Below are 19,163 nucleotides of genomic sequence, written 5' to 3'. Positions count from 1 at the left end.
CGCCAAGCTCGGCCATCACCTCGATCACTGTCTACTCCAGACCGTAAGCTCGAACGGCGTTGCCGCGGCCCAGCATTTCGACGTAGCGACGCGCGTCGGCCGCGCCGATCAGATCGTCGGCCAGCCACTCGTCGAGCACCCGGCCGACGGCCCGGCGCCAGAGCCACGATCCGCACGCGTACAGCTCGGGCAGGCCGAACGCGTCCGAGGCGTAGAGCACCTTGTGCATCGGCGCGATCTCCAGCGACTCCCGCACCAGCGTCTGGCTGGACGGCCCGGCATGGCTGACGGCGGAGCTGGTGTCCAGCCAAACATGCGGGAAGAGCTGCGCGAGAATCGCGGCCTGACGGATGTACGGGTAGCAGTGCAGCAGCATCAGCCGAGCGCCGGTCGTACGTGTCGCGTGCGCGAACCCGGTGAGGTGGGACGGATCGCAGCGGTGCAGCACGATGTCCGGGTCGCCGTAGCCGACGTGCAATTGGATCGGTTGACGGAGTTCCACCGCCCGCCACAACAAATGCCGCAGCAGCACCGGGTCCGCGAGACGCGTCGGTGAGCCTGCCTCGATTGCCGTCAGCCAGCGGCCCGCGGCCGCGGTTACCTGCGCAGGTTCCGGTGGGGCCGGGTCGAAGTCGAGACCGTGCCGGTAGGCGATGATCGACTTGACGCCAACGGCGTTTGCGGCGGCCGCCTCCAGCGCGTCGTCGAACGCGCTGGCGAAGCCGGCGGCAGTACAGCCCGGCGCGATCGACTCGGCGAGCGCTTCCAGGCGCACGATCTCCTCGGTAGCCGCGCCGGTCAGGGTCGCCATCTCGTCCGGCGTCATGACCGTCGAAGCCCGGAAGCCGGTGTCGAGCAGGTACCGCTCGGTTCCGCTCGAAGCCAGCAGCCGCGCGCTGACCTCCGTGCCGCCCAGCTCGCCGCGGCGCCGAAGATATTCCTCTGCGGTGCAATGCCGCGGCAAGTCGAGCAACGGCGCGCACACCGAGCGCACCGTGATCCCGAACGGGTTGTCGAACACCGACGTGCCGGGTGGGGCAGGCCAGTTCGATTCGGTGGCCAGCAGCTCCACCTCCGCATCGGTCGCGGTGCCGGTCTGTACGCCGTGGCAGTGGTGGTCGATCAGCGGCAACTCGGCGGCCAGCTCGATGACGCTTTCACCAGCCCGCATGACCGGCCGGCTTCTCGTCGTCGAACCCGCCCGACTCGATGTCGGTGAGGGCCCGGTCCAGCAGGTCCAGCCCGCGCCGCGCCTCGTCCAGGATCGCTCCTTGATCGCTCATGCCGACCACGCGAACCGCAACCTGTCGGCCACTGCGGACGGATCCTGTCCTTCGAAGGCGGTCACCTCGTGCCGCCGTACGGCCAGCAGCGCGGACAGCAGGCCTGCGCCGAGTATGTGTTTGGCCTGGGCCGACTCCCGGAGCGCGTCCAGCGCCGCGGTCTGATCGGTAGGCAGTGTCCGGTGCTGCGCGTCGGCCGGATGAGTGGTGGCCTCGGCCGGCAGCGGGGTCCTGCGCCGCAGTCCGTCCACGATCAATCCGAGCACGACCGCGGTCGCGAGGTAGGGGTTGGCGGACGGGTCGACACATTTGACCTCGATGTTGGCGCTGCCTGCCTCGACCGCGCACAGACGCACTGCGGCCTCGCGGTTCTCCAGTCCCCAGCAGGCAAACGCGCCCGACCAGTGCCCGGGAAGCAGCCGCTGACCCGACAGCACGGACCCGGCGAGCACGCCGACCACGCCGGGCAGCCCGGCGAGGATGCCGCCGATCGCCGACTCGCCCTCCACGGTCAGCCCGTGCGATCCGGGCCCTCCGGACAGCATCGGCGTACCGTCGCGATCGAGCGAGACATGGATGTGGGCCCCGTTGCCGCTACCACCCGCGAACGGCACCGGCGAGAACGACACGGCAAGCCCTGAGCGCCGCGCCGCGCGGCCGATCACGATGCGCGCCAGTACCACCATGTCGGCCGCGGCGACCGGATCGGTGGGGGAGAACGAGATTTCGTACTGGTCGTCGCCGTACTCGGCATGGCACTGCTCGACGTCGAGCCCGGCGGTTCGGCAGTCGTCGAGCAGTCGCAGGAGGAAGTCCTCCCGGTCCAGCCCTGCGGTCAGGCCGTAGCAGTTCCACGGGCGTTCGGTCAGCGCCGCGCCGTCGGCGGCGGTGAGCACGAACTCGACCTCGCAGCCGACGGTAGCGGTCACGCCGAGTGACGCCAACTCGTCCACCGTTTCCCGTAGCCGCCCGCGTGTGCACAGCAGCGAGGGCGAGCCGGACTGTTCATGGAATTCCGCCGGCGCCCAGGCCAGGCCACCGCCGAGCACGCGCAGCGCGCGCAGGTCGGGACGCAGCCGCTGGTCACCGAGCACGCCCAGCTCAGGCGTGAACGCGATGCCGTTGTCGATGCAGAAGACATGCCAGCTCGGTGCCGCCCCCAGCCCGGACCGGTGCGTCTCCGCGATCTTCTCGCGCGGCACGAACTTCGCGCGAGGCACGCCACCGGGATCGACGGCGGTCACCGCGAGCGCGGTGACCGCGGCCCGGGTGAGGTCGGCGTCGAGCTCAACGAGCTCGCCATCGCCGAGGACGGGAAGGAGATGCGAGGCCATACAAGAAACCGTCTCACCTCACCCGCCGGTTGACCTCGTACGACCCGACGAGACGGCCCCGCGTGTCTCGTGGGGATGGACCGAAGTCGGACCGCTCGCGGCGGGCGGTCTGACCCGTGAAGTACTCGAGGCGTACGTCGACCGGCTCGGCGACGTCGCGCAGGCTTTGGACTCTGCTGAGCCGGAGGAGCTGAGTGAGGTCGACTCGTCATTTCGACTGTCGCTGACGTATCACCACACCGGCCAGATAGTCGATGTGGAGGTCGACCCGTCGGCCGACTGTGTGGATAAGAACCGTGTCCGAGGAGGAACACGCACCTTAACCACACGCCTGGAGTTCGGCGAAGAAGTCGTCGGACGGGGCTTTGTAGACCTTTGCTGAGCGGCACCGGGGCGAGCTGTTGCGGCGCATTCGCGAATGGGTTGCCGATGCGAGGACATGAAACACCACGTCGCAGACACGTCCGCGGCGCCCGTGTGGCAAGACACGCGAACGGCGGCACGACTCAGACCACCGAGTGGCCGGCGGGCAGACGCTAGCCTTCCGGGGACGAATCGATCACGGCCTCCAGAGGGAACATCGTGGCGAAGAAGCAAGCCGACCCATTGCCGCAACACACGGTCGAAGAGATTCGCGCCGCGTGCGAGGCTCCCGTACCCGCGGGCGTGACGATGGTCCTGATGAACAAGACCGTTACCGGACTGCATGTCCACGAGGGCGGCATCTCGGTCCTCGAGCGCCCCGACCGTCCGTGGCGTCAACTGCCCGCGGTGACGAGGGTGTCCCGCGCCGTGTTCATCCGCAGCCGCATCAGGCTCCGGTTCGCCGACTGGAGCAAGGCGACGGTGCGCCCGTACAAGCCGAAGTTCCGGTGTCTCCTCGAGACGGGCAAGCGCGACAGCTTGAACTTCTCCTCACCGAGCAGCGGCGATGCCCGCAGCAACGACTCGGCCCTGGACGGCCTCGCCGCTATCTTCGTGATCCTGGTGGCGATCGTGATGTTCCCGATCTCGCTGGTGCTGCTGGCTCGCGAGATGCTCGGTGTCTCCGCGCGGGCGAAGCAGGCGGCACTACTGCTGCCGCAGTTGCAGGCCGTCGCCCAGGCCAAGTGAACCGGCGGCCGCTCGCCCGTCGTCGTTACTGCTGCGGACGTCCTCGGACCGGGCTCGCCTCCTGCACCGGCATCTTGTTCGGCGGAACGCGGTAGGGCAGCCCGGGGCCGAGCGTGCCGAGCAAGATGTTCGCGTTGCCCGGCAAACAAGTCCGTGGTCGCGGCGGTCCGCTGCCATGGTCGTGTTTGGTCCGCTACCGGTCGTGCCTGTCAGTGAGGTCAATGGGATGCTGAGAGTTGCCCCCTTACACAGCCGGCTTTTGATACGCCGGCGATATGGAGGTCGGCTCGGCCAGGATCTCGACCAGTTGCGCGAAGCTCGCATCACGCTCAAGCTTCATCCGCTGGATCAGCTGGATGAGATTGGCGCGAACGCCCGGCGCGCTGAGGAGCGTCGCCACGTCTCGCAATTTTCCTTGCTCGGTTTGCTGAAAGTCGTAGCCGAAGCTGTTGAGTGTCACCATCAGTACTAGGTGCGCACAGACCAGTCGTTGGTAGCGAAGACGGCCATCCTTTGCATGCATACCGTCGAAGAACCGGAAGACATCGACATAAGGGTGCTCGTGCTGGGCTATCGCCGTTGTGAACTGCCGAAGGCTAAGCACCTTGCCGTCCTCGAAGAACGAGTCTGCCATGGAGGCGAGCGAGTCCTTGAAGAAGTGGTCCTCTGCTTCCTCGTCGTTGTAGGGCACCTGGTCGAACAGGGAAGCCATCCGCCAGACCAGCGCGTTGAGTTTGACGGCCTTCAGGAAGCTGAAGTCGTCATCACTGGCCACACTCGCGTCGATGAACAGGGCCTCTCGTTCCAGCACCCGCCCTGTCCCGAGCGCGAGCAGGAGGCGGTAGGCAAAGGTCTTCGGGTAGTAGGCGATCTCGCCTGTGTACTTCCCTTTCAACTCGAGCCAACCCCGCTGCTCGTGGACGTGGAAGTTCTGCAACCGCCCGCTCAATGCCTCGGCCGACTCCAGGAACGCTCCTTTGTGCCGTCCGATGTGGTCTTTAAGGGCCTTTCGTTGCTCGAACCGGTACGCCAGATCCAGCTTCCGGTTCTCCAATCGGCGGTCGAACGCGTACTTGACCGACGGAGCGATCAGCACGGTCGCGACCGTGGTCACCAGCGCAACGATCAACGAGACCAAAGCAGCAGCGGCAGCAGGCTGCAATCCGTTGAACCAGCCGTAAACATCACTCATCACATCTCACCCCTGTGGCCGGCCGACATAGCCGGAGAGTACTGAGAGGTGTGCGCCGGAACAACAGTCGTTGGCCCGCGACCGCAGACATCCCGCGATGTGATGAACTGTCGGCTGCCACGGATGACTTTCCTCAAGCACTGCCCGGTCCCTACCCCGCGGAATCATGCCGTCCTCCCGCGAACTGTCGGACAACGAGGTCGCCGAACAAGCCGACGCCGGTCAGTCGCATCTTCTCAATCGTCTTGCCCGAGCGCGCAAAGGTTGCTCCAGGCGACTTCCTGCTCCATCACAGCTCCGTGAAACGATGGCGGCGACGATCACCACCGAGGAACGCTGAGACACAAACGCGCAGGTCGGGCGTGGATTCCAGTCTTTCGGCTCGTAGCGGCCGTTAGGTTGGAAGAGATCTACACCATCTGGAGGAAGCGGTCGCCACCGCGATATCGACTCCGATCGAACCGACAGGTCTGCGTCCACGCGTCACCTCGATGCTTCAAGACTTCGGCAGCGCACTGCGGATCGCCGCGCCAGCCAGCGACTCGGCAACCGCCTGGGACCATTACGCACACGACTCATTGAGGAAGCTTCTGTGACCCCTGACGGGATTGCGCTGTGCCACTCCACGGTGATCGACGATGTGTGGAGCGCGCTGATCGAGGTGTGTGCCGACGTACGTGCGGATCAGCTTCATCTTCCGCACTACTCGGTTGAGCGCTTCGGGGAGCAGCTCGCGAGGCACGCTTCCGATCCCGGGTGGGAAGTTGTCATCGGCTACGACGCGGCAGAGCCGGTGGGTTTTGCGTACGCGAACGCCGTAACGCCCGACGATCGCTGGTGGCGCCGGATGACGACTCCGATTCCTGATGGCTGTGCCGAGGCGTCGACTGTGGCGGTGAAGGAGATCATGCTGCGCAAGCCGTGGCGGGGGCGGGGGATCGCCCGGCTGATCCACGACGACCTTCTTCGCGATCGTCCCGAGGTGCAGGTCTCGTTGCTGGTCAACGCGCTGAACGGCGATGGGAAGGTCAAGGCGCTCTACGAATCCTGGGGGTACGAGCCGATCAGTACGCAGCAGCCGTCCGTCGACGGCCCGGTCCTCACCGCCATGCTCCGGCTAACTCGTCCTGCATCACGGTCTGCAGGTTGAGTCGGTACGCGGGGACCCGTGGCGTTGGTTGAGTACAACGCGGCGGGTTCTGAAGTGGGCCGCGGAGATGATGGCGGCGCTAGAACAGGCGGATGCGAGCCACATGCGAGAGCTGTACGAAGCGCTGGGTCTGCAAGCGGTTACAACCACGAGACCAGATCGGCTGAAGTTTCCGTAAGCCCGCTCTGCGTGACTTAAGTTTGGTGTCCGAGGAGCAACACGCACCCTAACCACACGCCTCGACCTCAATCCTCACCCCGGCGGTCTGACCCTGTAACCGCTGATTCCAGCTGGAGTCGATCAGACTTGCTCAATCGGACCAGCCACCGTCCCGAACCAGCCCGAGCACGTGTTCGCGGGTGCTGGACGAGCACGAGGCGCCTACCCACGTCGGTACGCCGTTGGGGTGGTTCGGGTCAGCCGCTTGAACGCGGTGGCGAAGTACTGCGTGCTGGCGAAGCCGAGGGAGTGCGCGATCTCGGTGATCGGCAGATCGGTCTCGCTGAGCAAGGTGCGGGCGTGCTCGATCTTGCTGCGGAGTATGAACTCGCCCGGCGGCAATCCGAGCTCCTGGCGGAACTGTGCGTGCAGGCGGGCCAGTGACAGGCCGACGGCGCGGCTGAGCATCGGCACGGTGATCGTCTCGCCGAGATGTTCTGCGACGTACTGCCTACTCCGGTCTACCACCGCCGACACCGGCCGCGCCTGGTCGGCGGCGCTCGCCGTCACTGTCCGGACCAGGAACTGCGCGAGGGACATCGCCGCCTGGAGTCGGGCGAGCTCGGTTGACTGGCCGCTGAGCTGCGCGATCGCGTCGTCCAACAGGAACCCTGCCTCGGGGTGCGCTCGGAACTGCCGGGTCGGGATGCCCAGTAGCGCCTGGGTCAGCTGTCGTCGGCGGGTGCTGTCCAAGTAGAGCAGCGGCGAGTCACGGACGCGGACGATCAGCCAGTACAGGACGCCCTTGTCCTCGGGCTCGCCGGCACTGTCGTGCTGCTCGTCCGGGAGGGTGACGAACTGGTCGCCGCCGCTGAGCTGATAGACCCGGTCGCCCAGCCGGTAGCGCTGCCGTCCCCGGGCCAGGTAGCAGACCTCGACGCATCCGGGGTGGGAGTGCGCGCCGAGTACGTCGTGCGCATAGGAGTACCGATAGCGGCCGAGAGCGATGACTCCGGGCAGGCCGGGATCCTGCAGCTCGAGTCGGTCGGCCATGTTCGATCTTCTCTCGGGTTCGATTCCGGACGCATGCTGTCGGAGCCGTCCCTACCGTCGTGGTCATGCTGACAACAGACGATGTGGTCCGGTACCACGACCAGGGTTTCCTCGCGCTCGAGTCTTTCATCTCCGCCGAGGAGGTCGAGCGGATGCGTACGATCTACGACCGTCTCTTCGCCGAGCGGGCCGGACGTTCGGCCGGCGATCAGTTCGACCTGGCCGGTGCGGACGACGAGGAGAGCGAGGCCAACCTCCCGCAGATCCTCAACCCGTCGCGGTACGCGCCGGAGCTGCTGCGCAGCGAGACGCTCGATCGCGCGAAGGAGGTGCTGGCCGAGCTGCTCGGTCCGGAGGCGACGTTCGGGGGCGACCATGCGATCAACAAGCCGCCCCGGAACGGGGTCGAGACGCCCTGGCACCAGGACGAGGCGTACTGGAACCCGGCGGTCAGCTACCACGCGCTGAGCATCTGGATTCCGTTGCAGGAGGCAACGGTTGACAACGGCTGCATGCATTTCGTCCCCGGCTCGCACCGCGGCGAGGTGGTCCCGCACCGGCCGATCGGCGGCGACCCACGGGTGCACGGCCTCGAAGTGGAGCCCGGATCGGTCGATGTCTCCACCGCCGTGGCGTGTCCGATCCCGGCCGGCGGGGCGACGATCCACGCCAGCCGCACCCTGCACTACACGTCCCCGAACCGGTCCGCCGACCACCGGCGGGCGTACATCATCAGCGGCGGAGCCCCGGAGGAGCAGGCCGCCGCGCTGCGCGACTTCCCGTGGCAGGCCGCCCGGCGCACCGCACGCGAAGAGCGAGCCGGCGCCGCCCACCCCACGGACGGCTGACCGCCAGCGGCCCTGCCGCCGGGCATCATTCGTGCCTCGACGAGTGCGGTCCGCAGGTGCGTCCGAGGCCGAGCACGCACATGCATCGAGTTGGACTCCGACCTCGTCGGCAGTACCCCCGGAACTGCTGCCAGTCACCGCGGGCGGCCAGGTCCCTTCGAGCGATTGCTCGACTGTCAGCGTTTCGGTCTGTCGTTTGGCCCGAGGGGCGCGGGGGTGGTGGCAGGATTCTTGCGCTGGTGGTGGACCGGTAGGACATCACGGCCGATCGGGCTGGTGGGGCAGCAGCGGCGGCCTTGGTGTCGTGGTCGGACGCTGGGCCTGCGGGAAGGCAGCCAGCATTGCGGCGTGCCATGCTGGCGTGGTGGAGGATGGGTTGATTGCGGGGCTTCGGTTGCCGTCGCCGGTAGTTGAGATTGATGACGACCGGTTGAGGGCTGCGGGGGTGCGGGTTCTGCTGAAGCGGGATGATCTGATTCATCCGGAAGTGCCGGGTAACAAGTGGCGGAAGTTGAAGTACAACGTCGCGAGTGCTCGGGAGTTGGGGTTCGGGACGCTGCTGACGTTTGGTGGGGCGTATTCGAATCACATCCGGGCGACTGCTGCGGTGGGGTCGTACTGCGGCTTCGGCACGATCGGTGTGATTCGTGGTGAGGAGCATCTGCCGCTCAACTCGTCGCTTCAGTATGCCGTCTCGCGCGGTATGCGGCTGATGTACGTCGACCGGACGACGTACCGGGCGAAGGCCTCGGAGGCTGTGATCGGGGCGCTGCGTCGGGAGTTCGGCGACTTCTATCTGATTCCCGAGGGTGGCAGCAATGCCGACGCGGTCCGGGGATGTGCGGAGTTGCCGGCCGAGCTGGATGCGTCCGTCGACGTCGTGTTCTGTGCGGTTGGTACCGGGGGGACGCTCGCGGGTGTGGCTGCCGGTATGCGGCCGGATCAGCTAGTGATTGGGGTTCCGGTGCTCAAGGGTGGCGCGTTCCTTGAGGATGACATCGTTGCGCTCCAGGAGCAGGCGTACGGCGCGCGTACTGGGGCTTGGCGGCTTGAGTGTGATTACCACTTCGGTGGCTATGCGAAGCGGACGCCTGAGCTCGGCGAGTTCATCGACGACTTCGAGGTGCGGCACGGTGTGCGGTTGGACTGGGTGTACGAGGCGAAGATGATGTACGCACTGTTCGATCAGGTGGCTCGCAACGCGTTTCCGAGAGGTGCGACGATCGTTGCGTTGATCAGTGGGTCCGGCGAGGTGCCGGAGGTCTGACGGTCAGGCTTCTAGCCATTCGAGGTGCCAGTCGCCTGAGTTGACGATGAAGTTCTTGCCGAAGCCGAGCCAGCGGCCGTTCATGCCGCGGGCGTGAGGGCTGACGACTAGTTGGATGGTGCCGTGGTAGACCGCGCCGCGGTAGTAGCCGGTGGGCGCGGTTCGCTCTTTCCAGGTTCCGGTGGCGATGGCTCCGCTGACGGACAGATCGAGTGTCAGCCGTGATTCGCCGTCGGCGGGATCATTGGTGCCGTGGAGCCGGCTGCCGGTGTGGTGGAGGCGGATGGTGTGTTCGCCTTGCAGGCTGGCGTCGCGGCCGGTGGAGAAGTAGCTGTAGCGGGAGAGCCAGAGACCGTTGAGGTCGCCGCTTGTGGCTCGGGCTGTGTCGAGATTCGAGTAGTCGGCTAGGTCGATGACGAGGTCGGCGACAGAGCACTGGTAGAGCTCGGCCAGGCGAGCGAGGACGCCGGGTGGTGTGCGGTTCTCCTGCCCCGTCGCCCTGGCCGATCCAAGCGATGGCTGTGATCGGAGGACGGGGAAGTGGATTTGACCAGGCAGAGCGGACGCGAATGGCCGGTGCTCCGTTCTGCGCAAGAACTGGACTGCGACGCACGGAATCCCCGCACGGATGAACCGTGCCTCCTCGGCTATCACCAGGGTCCGCATCGGGACGCGATTGGCGAAGAGTGGCTCGACGACTGACCCGCGCCGGACAACCCGCTGACGTTGCGAAGCGTTGAGGACTGTGCATAGCTCGTGCGTTGAACACGCATGGAGAAGTCAGATCTCGGTGGACGATTCGATGCCGAGAACACGGTGCACGACATGGCGATGACGATCACGGGTGGCCTGTCGAAGTCGGAGCGGCAGCACGTGCAGCGTCGAGTTCGAGCCGCGATAGCGGCTCAGGTTCTGATCGACGGGAAGCATCAGGGCGGGCGTGCGCCGTACGGCTATCAGGTCGTCGACGCAGGACCACACCCGAACCCGCGGAAGGCGCAGGAGGGCTACCGGCTGCGAGTCCTCGCCGTCGACGAGGTGGCGGCGCCAGCCGTCGAACGGATCTTCGCGATATACCTCGAAGGTGTCGGTCACAAGGGCATCGCCCAACTGCTGAATGCCGAGCACGTCCCATGTCCGGCTGCTCACACTCCTCATCAGAACCGACGCCGTGCAGGCGACGGCTGGGAGAGCTCGACAGTCAGGGCAATCCTGTGCAATCCGCGGTACACGGGGTACGCGATCTACGGCAGGTGGCAGAAAGTCGAGGAGCTGCTTGACCCGGATGACGTCGCGGCGGGCCAAGTCGTCAGGTACAAGCGTTCGCCGGCGTCGAGGATCGTGCGATCACGCGAGCCTGCCCATCCGGCGATCGTGTCGGTCGAGGACTTCACGCGAGTGCAGCTGGAGATGTCCGCGCCGGGTCACCCGCGCTGCAGGACCATCCGGCGAACGTCTATCTGCGCGAGGACCACCTGACAGCCAAGATCAACGCGTGGATCGCCCGGTTGTTCGCCCCGGCGCACATCCAGCGCACTGTGGAGGCGCTGGCCGACGCCGATGAGCTGGCTGACAGGATTGAGACCCAAGCGCAATCATTCCGGCGCCGCATCGCGGCCGCGGAGTCGACGATGGAGCGCCTGCGGCGGGCGATCGAGGTGGGCTGGGATCCGGAAACCCTCACCGAGCAGTACAACGCGGCAGCGGCCGACAAGCGAGCTGCGGAAGTCGGTCCGAAGGCTGTCGATCCAGTGCCTCAACTGACCGCAGACGACATCCGCGCGCTGGTGACGCAGCTTGGTGACATGGCGAAGGCGCTGGATCTCGCGGACCGTAACGATTTGGCCGAGCTGTACGAAGCCTTGGGCCTCGCGATCGCTTATGACCACCGACTGCAGATGGCGGACGTGGCGATTACTCCCGCCCTGCGTGGGGTTAAGAAGGGTGTCCGAGGGGGGACTTGAACCCCCACGCCCCGCGAAGGGCACTAGCACCTCAAGCTAGCGCGTCTGCCTATTCCGCCACCCGGACGAGTGGTCTGACCGCCTCAGCGGTACCGACCGGAGAACAGTAGCAAACTCCAGGGGTGGAATTCACATCGGGCGGACCGGGGTGTCTGATGGGGCTGGACGAAGGGTGGGTGGAGATGACGGAGATCGATCTCTCGGCCGTTGAAGCGGATCGTGAGCGGCTGCGTACGGCGTACTTGAAGGGCGGCACGGCGTCGTCGGCGCGTGGGCTGCATCACACTGCGTTACTGTGCGCGGACGTCGAGCGGACGGTGCGGTTCTACCAGGAGGTGCTGGGTTTCCCGCTGACCGAGATGGTCGGGAACCGGGACTACGAGGGGTCGACGCACTTCTTCTTCGACATCGGGAACGGGAACCTGCTGGCGTTCTTCGACTTCCCGGGGCTGGACCTCGGGCCGTACGCCGAGGTGCTCGGCGGACTGCACCACCTGGCGATATCGGTCGAGCCCGGGCAGTGGGATCGGCTGAAGGCGAGCCTGGTCGAGCACGGCGTCGAGTTCCAGGAGGAGAGCGGTACGTCGATCTACTTCCGCGACCCCGACGGCGCCCGGATCGAACTGATCTCCGATCCGCTGGGGGAGATGTACGGCCTCAAGGTGCTCTGAAAGCCGTGATGGTTCCCGAGCCGTTGACCGGGTGCCGGGCGGGCGGGATCCTCGACTCGGGGTGAGACCGAGGCTCGGGGTGGGGCGATGGGGCAGCGTAGTCCGTTGGTGACGCTCGCGGCGACGGCCGTCGGGCTGGTCGGGTTGCTGGTGGTCAACAGCACGCAGACCGGCAGTCCGGCCGCCGCGCCGACCGCCACCCAGACAGCGACGGCTGACCCGACGCCGACGCCCACGACCGCGGCGCCGACCACTCCGGAGCAGACGAGCGCGACGCCGGAGCAAACGACGCCGCCGGCCGCGCAGAACCAAGTGGTGTACGTCGGCCGGACGGCAGCTCGGGAGGCGACGCTCGCCGTCGCCGTCAAGGGTGCCAAGGCCGTTGCCTACATATGCGATGGCCGCCGCGTAGAGGCTTGGCTGACAGGAACCTTCAGCTCAGGCCAGCTTGTACTGCGCTCGCGCACAGGGGAGCGCCTGACCGGCGTCGTCACCGCGAAGGCCGCCTCAGGAGAACTGACGCTGCGCGGTCGCCCCCTGCGGTTCACTGCGACCCTGGCACCACCACCCGCGGGCCTCTACCGGGCCAAAAACAGCACGTCGACGATCGGCTGGATCGTCCTCCCCGACGGCTCGCAGGTAGGCATCGACAACGACGGCACTCCCGCCGCCGCACCGCCGCTCGACCCCGCGACCCGATCCGCCACTGTGAACGGTGCCTCCGTCACCGCTCAATCCATCGCCGGCGACGAGACCTTCTGAGGTGGAGCAGATGGAGGTGGGTAGATGAGTACGACGTCCGTGGCGAGTCGCAGTGCCGTTGCGGTCCCGTTGATCGCCGGCGCTGCAGCGGCCGTCGCGTTGGGCGTCTACGGGCGATTGCACGATCCCACCGGCGTGGCGATCGACATCGCGGGCTTCTCCAGTTTCCAGGCGGTCAAGAGCTGGCTGGCCACGCTGGCCGCCGTACTCGGCCTGCTCCAACTGGCGAGCGCAGCCGCGCTGTACCGAGGCCGGCCGCAGCTCGCACCCCTGCACCGCTGGTCCGGGAGAGCTGCCGTCTTCGTCACCCTCCCCGTCGTCGCGCATTGCCTTTACGCGTTGGGCTTCCAGTACGGCGAACCGCGCGTGCTGATCCACTCCCTGCTCGGCTGCTTCTTCTACGGCGCGTTCGTCGTGAAGATGCTGGCGCTCACCCGAGCGGGCGCGCCGTCCTGGCTGCTCCCGCTCGCGGGCGGGGCTGTCTTCACCGGCCTGATCGGGCTGTGGCTCACCTCGGCGCTGTGGTTCTTCACCACGTTCGGCGTCATCCGTTGAAAGGACCCGCTGTGGACGCACCCAGCCGCCGTACCATCCTCACCGGAGCCGCCGCCGGACTGGCGACTGTGGCCGGCTGCGCGAAGTACGGCGAGCCGCAAAGTACGCCCGCGCCCGCGCCGGCCGACACCCTCCTCGGCCCGACCGCGGACATCCCGGTCGGGGGCGGGAAGATCTTCGCGCCGCAGCAGGTCGTGGTCACGCAGCCCGTCCAGGGCACGTTCAAGGCGTTCAGCTCGATCTGCACGCACCAGAGCTGCCCGGTCGCTAGCGTTGCTAGCGGGACGATCAACTGCGACTGCCACGGCAGCAAGTACGCGGTCGAGGACGGCTCCGTGCAGGCCGGCCCCGCGCCGCGCCCCCTGCCGCCGAAGCAGATCACTGTCTCAGGCGACGCGATCACCCTGACCTGAATCCCCCTCCGCAGCCGTGGTGGGAGAGGATGGGGCACATGACGACCTCCAGCGACCGTACGGCGTACACGCCCGATGCCGAAGTAGTGGAGCTCTGTAGCGAGCTGATCCAGATCGACACCACGAACTACGGGAACGGCAAGAGCAACGGGGAGCGCGTCGCGGCGGAGTACGTCGCCGCGAAGCTGGACGAGGTCGGGATCGAATCGACGATCTACGAGTCGGAGCCGGGGCGGGCGACGCTGGTCGCGCATTGGGACGGCGAGGACCAGAGTGCGGACCCGCTGCTCGTGCACGGGCACCTCGACGTCGTACCGGCGGATCCGAAGGACTGGAAGGTCGACCCGTTCGCGGGTGAGATCTTCGACGGGTGCGTGTGGGGTCGCGGCGCGGTCGACATGAAGGACTTCGACGCGATGGTGCTTTCGGTGGTGCGAGCGCGGCAGCGCGCCGGCGTGAAGCCGCGGCGTCCCGTCCGGCTCGTGTTCACCGCCGACGAGGAAGCCGGCGGCGTGTACGGCGCCCAGTGGCTGATCAACAACCACCCGGACACCGTTGCCGACTGCACCGAAGGTATCGGCGAGGTGGGCGGTTTCTCGATCACGGTCAAGGACGACCTGCGGCTGTACCTGATCGAGACCGCCGAGAAGGGCATGAACTGGATGCGGCTCAAGGCCCGCGGTACGGCGGGGCACGGGTCGATGGTCAACACCGACAACGCCGTCACGAACCTGGTCGAGGCGGTCACCCGGATCGGTTCGCACGAGTGGCCGCTGCGCGTCACGCCGACCGTCCGCGAGTTCCTGAAGACGCTGGAGGACGTGCTCGAGGTCGAGCTCGACCCGGAGGACATGACCGCGACGCTGGCGAAGCTGGGCAGCTTCAGCCGGATGTTCGGCGCCACGATCCGCAATACCGCGAACCCCACGATGCTGAACGCCGGCTACAAGGTGAACGTGATCCCGGGTGACGCGGAGGCACACATCGACGGGCGGTTCCTGCCCGGGCACGAGGACGAGTTCTTCGCGACCATCGACGAGCTGCTCGGCGACAAGGTGCAGCGCGAGACCGTCGTCCAGGACATCGCGCTGGAGACCGAGTTCAGCGGCGGCCTGGTCGAGGCGATGAAGGCGTGCCTCGCGGCCGAGGACCCGCAGAGCCGCACCGCGCCGCTGCTGATGTCGGGCGGCACGGACGCCAAGTCGTGGAGCCGGCTCGGCGTGCGGTGCTTCGGATTCGTACCGCTGCAGCTGCCGCCGGACCTGGACTTCATGGGCATGTTCCACGGCATCGACGAACGGGTGCCGACCTCGGCGCTCGAGTTCGGGTCGCGAGTACTGGACCGGTTCCTGGATCAGGCCTGACGGATGATCCTCGGCTCGGTCAGTAGGCCGGAGTTGAGGTAGTCGGCGGCGTGTTCGATGTGCTGGAGGTCGAACCGCCGCCCGTAGCGCGCGGTGACGTCTGCTGCCGCCTCGAGCAGGTGGTGATCGGCGGAGAGCGCGTTCGCGGCGGTGTTGTGTACGACGATGCGCAGCTCGTTCACGCCCGGTCGTGCGGCGCCTGTGAGGTCGACCTGGTACGGCGGCGCCCAGAGCGAACCGCAGTGGGTGTCGTTGAGCCAGATGTCGGCCGCGACGCCCACGGGCGGGGTAATGAGCGCGCGGTAGGAGTTGCCCGGGACGTAGGGCTCGCCGTCGGGTGCCACCGGTTCACCCGCGCCGAAGTCCAGGAGCAGGCGGCCTGTGGTGTCCAGGAGCTCGACCTCGGTCCGGTACGTCGCGGAGCCCGAGTACGTCGTCAGCGCCGGGTCGTCCTCCCAGCGGTGCGGGAGCGTGATCGGGCGACTGTCATTGCCAAAGGCAACCGACCAGCCGTCCTGAAGCGGGTCGACCAGCAGCCCCTTACCAGTGGCGGCCTCAGCTGTCGTCGCGGGTGTGGTGGTTGGGATGAGGACGGCTGACTCGTAGGGGTGAAGAGTGACGGTGTCCGTGAGTTCGGCGTCATCAGAGAGCGCTCTCCAGCGTTCCAGCGGCTGGTCGAAGGTGAGGGTGCGGATCTCCGGGCCGGTGTTGGCGACGAAGTAGAAGTCGCCGTCGTCGAGGCGCCGGTGGACCACGCCCACGTCCTGTTGGGGAGCGAGCGCCGGTGGCGGGAGCTGCTCGCCGAGGGTGCTGACGTCGGCGATCACCTTTCCGCCGGCCGCGACGACAGCATCCAGCCAGCGCTGGGTCTCCGGCGGTGTCGTGGTTCCTTCGGGTACGACGACCAGCGGTGCGTCTGCGGGATCGAGGACCGCGAGCGCGTCGTCGTCGATCAGGTCGAAGTCGAGTCCGGCCTCCCGGATCATCCGGGGAGCGCTCTCCGGGATCAGCCGGCGGGCGACGCGGTAGAGGTTCAGCGGCTCGGCGTGCCCCGTGCGTACGGCGGCGTACGCGTCGGAGGCCGGGATGTAGATCTTCACCGGCCGGACCGGCGTTCCCTGCTGGAGCAGCCAGGAGAGACGGTGGAGAGAACGGAAGAGAGCGGTTGCTGACGGCCACCATGGGTTCCGGTCGTCGAGTGCGCCGGCGGCGTAGAAGATCCACCCGAGCCCCGGCCCGTCGGACGGCGAGTAGGGCCAGCCGTGGCCGATGAGCTGGTTGACGCCGGAGAGAAAGTGTTCGTGGGCCTCGCCCTGGAGGTCCAGGGGCGTGGCGCGGAACGAGGGGGAGTGGACCCACGTCCACACCTCGGCGGACACGACCGAACGGCCGTAGATGTTCGCGGCCGACGACGCCCAGCGGGTCTCGGGGATGCGCGTCCATCCCCAGCCTTCGCCTTCGAACAGGTCGGCGTGCCGATAGCTGCTCATCGTCGCCGGCGGCTCACCGTAGCTCTGGATCCGGAACGGTACGCCGTACCCGGCGGCCCACTGCTGGAACACCTTCAGGAAGTTGTCCTCGTACAGCTCCGACAGCGTCCGCCCGAAGTCGATCCGCAGCTGCCGCGAGCCCTCGGTGTCCACGAGCAGCTCGAAGAGCCGCGGCCGCAGCTCGTACCCGCGGCGTTTCACGAACTCGTCGAAGATCGTCGGCGTCCAGTCCCCGCCGTACACCTCGAGGCTGTCGCAGAACACGGACCCGAGAAGCTCCGGCGTGGCCGCGAGCAGCAACGGCTCGGCGACCTGCTTGATGTGCTCGTTCGCGGCGGCGGCCGAGTAGTGGTCGAGCGTGTGTCCCTCGGCTCCCACCGCGGTCCGCTTTACCTGCTGCCCGGTCACGCGCGACGTCGCGATCAGCACCTCGCGCGGCTGGCCGCCGGCCGGTACGTGGATGATCCCGTCGCTCACGGGCACCTCGACGTACGACGACGGCGCGCCGCCCGACCCGTCGCCGACGTACGCCGCGACGAACTCGTCACCGGGCCAGGCGGCCACGATCGGTACGTCGTACGCCGCCGCACCGATCTCGCGACGGTCCCAGTGCAACTGCCGTGCCGCGTACTCAGGCCCAACGTGCGGACCGCCGTACGACCAGCCGCTCCCGAGCGTCACGTCGAACCGCAACCCGAGTCGTCGCGCGGTTCGCGCCGCGTGGCCGACCAGTTCGAGGAACTCGGGCGATCCGAACGGCGCCGTCACCGGTCCCATCGGGTAGACGAACGCCACCTCGGCGCCGCCGAGCCCGGCCGCGGCCATGGCTTCCAGCTCGCGGTCGATTTCGTCTCGCTCGATGGACGGTCCGAACCACCACCAGCGCATCATCGGCCGCCCCTCGGGCGGCGGGTTCCGGAACTGTCGTCGTACGTCGTCGACGGTCGCCATGCTGTTCACCCCACAGGGACCGGCGACCCGCGGTCAACGGCGATGACCACTACCGGTCAGATCGTCCTGCTTAGTGGTGACGCCCGAGGTCAGCAGGTACTGGCCGACGGCGTACGTCGACATGGTGAGCGCTCCCCGGCCGGGGAAGTCGCGGCCGGCGAGGCGGAGGGCGATGAGCGCGTCGGAAACGAGAAAGAGCGCTGCACCGAGTCCGCTGCGTGTGTTGTGCCAGCGGGATGCGACTGCGGTTGCTGTGAGCAACAGTGCGTAGGCGGCGACGGGGATGCGCTGGCTGCCGAGTCCGGGTGACAGGACCGCGATGAGGGCGGCCCACAAGGCTGCGTACGCCGCGAGTACCCGCCAGGATCGCTGCGCCGGATTGCTGAGGAACACTGCGAGATAGCAAGCGTGTGCCGCCGCGAACGCCGCGATACCGGCGAGTTGGAGGTCGGTCTCCAGTAGGAGGTCACCGGCGGCCGATGCGAGCAGTGCCGCCTGGAGGAGCGGCGGGGCGTCCTGCGTGCGCGACCACTGCCAGAGCAGCGGCATCAACGTGACCTTGCTGGACTGCTTGAGGATCTTGGCGTCGATGACGATCGCCGCAACCTGCACGACAGTCGCACCCCAAAATCCTGCCAGTACCCGGCGCCCACGCGCCAACCGCCCCAGCTTCATGCGCCCGAGTCTGCAACACCTGACGCCGCGACTCACCGCTGTTCACGACAAGTTCAACGTGGCGCGGAGGTGGGGGAGGTGAGCGATCAGGGGCTTGGGTGGGGTTGGGGTGGTGACTACGGAGAGGGTGAGGCGGTAGTGGAAGGGGGCGGGGGTGAGGTGTTCGCCAGGGCGGAGCTCGGTGGCCAGGGCGCTGCGGGGGACGAGGGCCAGGTGGGAGCTGCGGCGGGCCATCGCGACGGTGGTGCTGAGGGTGACGCCGCGGCGTGGGACGGCGCCTTGGGCGGCCAGCCGGGAGTGGATTTCTTCGGAGCCGCGGTCGTACGTGGAGAACGCGATCTGGCGATCTTTCAGGGGTCGGCGGCCGCGGCCGGGTGGGCGGGCGCCGGATGGGACGAAGAGGACGAGTTCGTCGCGGCCGACGCGGCGGGCGGCGGTGCCACGGGGGAGTGTCATCTGGTCGGCGATCGCGATGAAGGCGGCATCCATGGTGCCCTCGGCGACGCGTTCGACGAGGAAATGGCCGTGGTCGACCTGCTGCTGGACCTCCAGGTCGGGAAGGTCGGCGTCGAGGACCGGGAAGAGGATCGGCGCGAGGCTGGCGAACGTGCCGATCACGAGGCGCTGTGTGACGGCGGCCGCGCGCGCGGCGTCGTACACCTCCTCGAGGTGGCCGAGGATGTGGTCGGCGCGGCGGCCGAGTTCGGCGCCGGCGGGGGTGGGGCGGGCGCCGCGGGTGTCGCGCTCGAACAGCTTGGTGCCGCAGAGGCGTTCCAGCCGGGCGAGGCGTTGGGACGCCGAAGGCTGGGAGATGCGGAGTTCGCGGGCTGCTGTGCCGACAGCGCCGGTGCGGGTGACGGCTTGGACCAGCCGCAGGTCCTCGACCGAGGGTAATGAGGCCATAGGCTGAGCCTATGGC

Annotated in this window: 21 protein-coding genes and 1 tRNA gene; 11 read left to right on the top strand and 11 right to left on the bottom strand. The window is 67.5% G+C overall.

The features are described 5' to 3' along the window. Positions 1-31: 31 nt before the first annotated feature. Genes E0H45_RS17430 through E0H45_RS17425 form a run of 3 tightly spaced genes read right to left on the bottom strand, consistent with a single transcriptional unit; the run spans position 32 to position 2,617 of the window. Positions 32-1,171 carry an amidohydrolase family protein gene (locus tag E0H45_RS17430; protein WP_131338503.1) on the bottom strand — a complete coding sequence of 380 codons (1,140 nt, stop codon included), beginning with the start codon at positions 1,169-1,171 and terminating at the stop codon, positions 32-34. Next, positions 1,158-1,283, bottom strand: a complete 126-nt coding sequence (locus tag E0H45_RS43645) for a hypothetical protein (protein WP_272948991.1) — start codon at positions 1,281-1,283, stop codon at positions 1,158-1,160. The genes E0H45_RS17430 and E0H45_RS43645 overlap by 14 nt, the downstream gene beginning before the upstream one ends. After that, positions 1,280-2,617, bottom strand: a complete 1,338-nt coding sequence (locus tag E0H45_RS17425; RefSeq protein ID WP_131338501.1) for a type I glutamate--ammonia ligase — start codon at positions 2,615-2,617, stop codon at positions 1,280-1,282. Before E0H45_RS17425 ends, E0H45_RS43645 begins: the two co-directional genes overlap by 4 nt. A 681-nt stretch (positions 2,618-3,298) precedes the next feature. On the opposite strand from E0H45_RS17425, the gene E0H45_RS17420 reads away from it, so the two are divergent. Further along, the gene (locus tag E0H45_RS17420) at positions 3,299-3,730 is read left to right on the top strand and encodes a hypothetical protein (RefSeq protein ID WP_131338499.1); all 432 of its coding nucleotides are present in this window, start codon (positions 3,299-3,301) and stop codon (positions 3,728-3,730) included. 244 nt (positions 3,731-3,974) lie between these two features. Here the strand turns inward: E0H45_RS17420 and E0H45_RS17415 are convergent, their stop codons facing one another. After that, positions 3,975-4,922 carry a hypothetical protein gene (locus E0H45_RS17415; RefSeq protein ID WP_131338497.1) on the bottom strand — a complete coding sequence of 316 codons (948 nt, stop codon included), beginning with the start codon at positions 4,920-4,922 and terminating at the stop codon, positions 3,975-3,977. Positions 4,923-5,514: 592 nt separating this feature from the next. On the opposite strand from E0H45_RS17415, the gene E0H45_RS17410 reads away from it, so the two are divergent. Then, the gene (locus E0H45_RS17410) at positions 5,515-6,072 is read left to right on the top strand and encodes a GNAT family N-acetyltransferase (RefSeq protein ID WP_131338495.1); all 558 of its coding nucleotides are present in this window, start codon (positions 5,515-5,517) and stop codon (positions 6,070-6,072) included. Between the two features lie 381 nt (positions 6,073-6,453). On the opposite strand, the gene E0H45_RS17405 is transcribed toward E0H45_RS17410, so the two are convergent. Beyond that, positions 6,454-7,284 carry an AraC family transcriptional regulator gene (locus E0H45_RS17405; protein WP_131338493.1) on the bottom strand — a complete coding sequence of 277 codons (831 nt, stop codon included), beginning with the start codon at positions 7,282-7,284 and terminating at the stop codon, positions 6,454-6,456. 65 nt (positions 7,285-7,349) lie between these two features. Between E0H45_RS17405 and E0H45_RS17400 the strand changes: the two genes are divergently transcribed. After that, positions 7,350-8,132: a phytanoyl-CoA dioxygenase family protein gene (locus E0H45_RS17400; RefSeq protein ID WP_131338491.1), complete on the top strand. Its 783-nt coding sequence runs from the start codon at positions 7,350-7,352 to the stop codon at positions 8,130-8,132. Positions 8,133-8,436: 304 nt separating this feature from the next. Then, the gene (locus E0H45_RS17395; protein WP_238155062.1) at positions 8,437-9,399 is read left to right on the top strand and encodes a 1-aminocyclopropane-1-carboxylate deaminase/D-cysteine desulfhydrase; all 963 of its coding nucleotides are present in this window, start codon (positions 8,437-8,439) and stop codon (positions 9,397-9,399) included. Positions 9,400-9,402: 3 nt separating this feature from the next. Here E0H45_RS17395 and E0H45_RS42900 read toward each other — a convergent pair whose 3' ends face one another. Both E0H45_RS42900 and E0H45_RS43260 read right to left on the bottom strand, forming a co-directional pair. Then, positions 9,403-10,065: a hypothetical protein gene (locus E0H45_RS42900; protein WP_202872368.1), complete on the bottom strand. Its 663-nt coding sequence runs from the start codon at positions 10,063-10,065 to the stop codon at positions 9,403-9,405. Positions 10,066-10,179: 114 nt separating this feature from the next. Then, the gene (locus E0H45_RS43260) at positions 10,180-10,527 is read right to left on the bottom strand and encodes a hypothetical protein (protein WP_238155061.1); all 348 of its coding nucleotides are present in this window, start codon (positions 10,525-10,527) and stop codon (positions 10,180-10,182) included. On the opposite strand from E0H45_RS43260, the gene E0H45_RS43865 reads away from it, so the two are divergent. After that, positions 10,438-10,878, top strand: a complete 441-nt coding sequence (locus E0H45_RS43865) for a recombinase family protein (RefSeq protein ID WP_420323341.1) — start codon at positions 10,438-10,440, stop codon at positions 10,876-10,878. The two genes, E0H45_RS43260 and E0H45_RS43865, sit on opposite strands and share 90 nt — an antisense overlap. Positions 10,879-10,907: 29 nt before the next feature. Then, complete coding sequence (locus E0H45_RS17380) at positions 10,908-11,363, top strand: hypothetical protein (protein ID WP_131338487.1); 456 nt, start codon at positions 10,908-10,910, stop codon at positions 11,361-11,363. Here E0H45_RS17380 and E0H45_RS17375 read toward each other — a convergent pair. Continuing rightward, positions 11,345-11,430, bottom strand: a tRNA-Leu gene (locus E0H45_RS17375). The two genes, E0H45_RS17380 and E0H45_RS17375, sit on opposite strands and share 19 nt — an antisense overlap. 115 nt (positions 11,431-11,545) lie before the next feature. On the opposite strand from E0H45_RS17375, the gene E0H45_RS17370 reads away from it, so the two are divergent. From E0H45_RS17370 to E0H45_RS17350, 5 genes are all read left to right on the top strand, one after another. After that, positions 11,546-12,034, top strand: a complete 489-nt coding sequence (locus E0H45_RS17370) for a VOC family protein (protein WP_131338485.1) — start codon at positions 11,546-11,548, stop codon at positions 12,032-12,034. An 87-nt stretch (positions 12,035-12,121) separates the two neighbouring features. Continuing rightward, entirely contained in the window at positions 12,122-12,796 is a 675-nt protein-coding gene (locus E0H45_RS43255) for a hypothetical protein (protein WP_131338483.1), read from the top strand. A gap of 24 nt (positions 12,797-12,820) precedes the next feature. Further along, positions 12,821-13,351 (top strand): DUF6529 family protein, encoded by a 531-nt coding sequence (locus E0H45_RS43250; RefSeq protein WP_131338481.1) that lies wholly within the window; start codon positions 12,821-12,823, stop codon positions 13,349-13,351. A gap of 11 nt (positions 13,352-13,362) precedes the next feature. Next, complete coding sequence (locus tag E0H45_RS43245) at positions 13,363-13,764, top strand: Rieske (2Fe-2S) protein (RefSeq protein ID WP_238155060.1); 402 nt, start codon at positions 13,363-13,365, stop codon at positions 13,762-13,764. A 38-nt stretch (positions 13,765-13,802) separates the two neighbouring features. Next, a complete protein-coding gene (locus E0H45_RS17350) occupies positions 13,803-15,128 on the top strand; it encodes a M20/M25/M40 family metallo-hydrolase (protein WP_131338477.1) in 1,326 nt (441 codons plus the stop codon). On the opposite strand, the gene E0H45_RS17345 is transcribed toward E0H45_RS17350, so the two are convergent. The 3 genes from E0H45_RS17345 to E0H45_RS17335 form a co-directional block, all read right to left on the bottom strand. Beyond that, complete coding sequence (locus E0H45_RS17345; RefSeq protein ID WP_131338475.1) at positions 15,119-17,569, bottom strand: glycosyl hydrolase; 2,451 nt, start codon at positions 17,567-17,569, stop codon at positions 15,119-15,121. The genes E0H45_RS17350 and E0H45_RS17345 overlap by 10 nt on opposite strands. A 33-nt stretch (positions 17,570-17,602) precedes the next feature. After that, positions 17,603-18,181 carry a lysoplasmalogenase gene (locus tag E0H45_RS17340; protein ID WP_165546493.1) on the bottom strand — a complete coding sequence of 193 codons (579 nt, stop codon included), beginning with the start codon at positions 18,179-18,181 and terminating at the stop codon, positions 17,603-17,605. Between the two features lie 105 nt (positions 18,182-18,286). Beyond that, positions 18,287-19,147 carry a LysR family transcriptional regulator gene (locus tag E0H45_RS17335; RefSeq protein ID WP_131338471.1) on the bottom strand — a complete coding sequence of 287 codons (861 nt, stop codon included), beginning with the start codon at positions 19,145-19,147 and terminating at the stop codon, positions 18,287-18,289. Between the last annotated feature and the right edge of the window lie 16 nt (positions 19,148-19,163).

Origin of the sequence: Kribbella soli, assembly GCF_004331345.1 — a bacterium.
Lineage (GTDB): Bacteria > Actinomycetota > Actinomycetes > Propionibacteriales > Kribbellaceae > Kribbella > Kribbella soli.
This window is presented reverse-complemented; position numbering and strand designations above follow the sequence as displayed.

Coding starts and splice junctions, on each gene's coding strand:
- E0H45_RS17430 (WP_131338503.1), bottom strand. CDS start 1,171: ATGCGGGCTGGTGAAAGCGTCATCGAGCTGGCCGCCGAGTTGCCGCTG.
- E0H45_RS43645 (WP_272948991.1), bottom strand. CDS start 1,283: ATGAGCGATCAAGGAGCGATCCTGGACGAGGCGCGGCGCGGGCTGGAC.
- E0H45_RS17425 (WP_131338501.1), bottom strand. CDS start 2,617: ATGGCCTCGCATCTCCTTCCCGTCCTCGGCGATGGCGAGCTCGTTGAG.
- E0H45_RS17420 (WP_131338499.1), top strand. CDS start 3,299: ATGAACAAGACCGTTACCGGACTGCATGTCCACGAGGGCGGCATCTCG.
- E0H45_RS17415 (WP_131338497.1), bottom strand. CDS start 4,922: ATGAGTGATGTTTACGGCTGGTTCAACGGATTGCAGCCTGCTGCCGCT.
- E0H45_RS17405 (WP_131338493.1), bottom strand. CDS start 7,284: ATGGCCGACCGACTCGAGCTGCAGGATCCCGGCCTGCCCGGAGTCATC.
- E0H45_RS17400 (WP_131338491.1), top strand. CDS start 7,350: ATGCTGACAACAGACGATGTGGTCCGGTACCACGACCAGGGTTTCCTC.
- E0H45_RS42900 (WP_202872368.1), bottom strand. CDS start 10,065: ATGCGGACCCTGGTGATAGCCGAGGAGGCACGGTTCATCCGTGCGGGG.
- E0H45_RS17370 (WP_131338485.1), top strand. CDS start 11,546: ATGACGGAGATCGATCTCTCGGCCGTTGAAGCGGATCGTGAGCGGCTG.
- E0H45_RS43255 (WP_131338483.1), top strand. CDS start 12,122: ATGGGGCAGCGTAGTCCGTTGGTGACGCTCGCGGCGACGGCCGTCGGG.
- E0H45_RS43250 (WP_131338481.1), top strand. CDS start 12,821: ATGAGTACGACGTCCGTGGCGAGTCGCAGTGCCGTTGCGGTCCCGTTG.
- E0H45_RS17350 (WP_131338477.1), top strand. CDS start 13,803: ATGACGACCTCCAGCGACCGTACGGCGTACACGCCCGATGCCGAAGTA.
- E0H45_RS17345 (WP_131338475.1), bottom strand. CDS start 17,569: ATGGCGACCGTCGACGACGTACGACGACAGTTCCGGAACCCGCCGCCC.
- E0H45_RS17335 (WP_131338471.1), bottom strand. CDS start 19,147: ATGGCCTCATTACCCTCGGTCGAGGACCTGCGGCTGGTCCAAGCCGTC.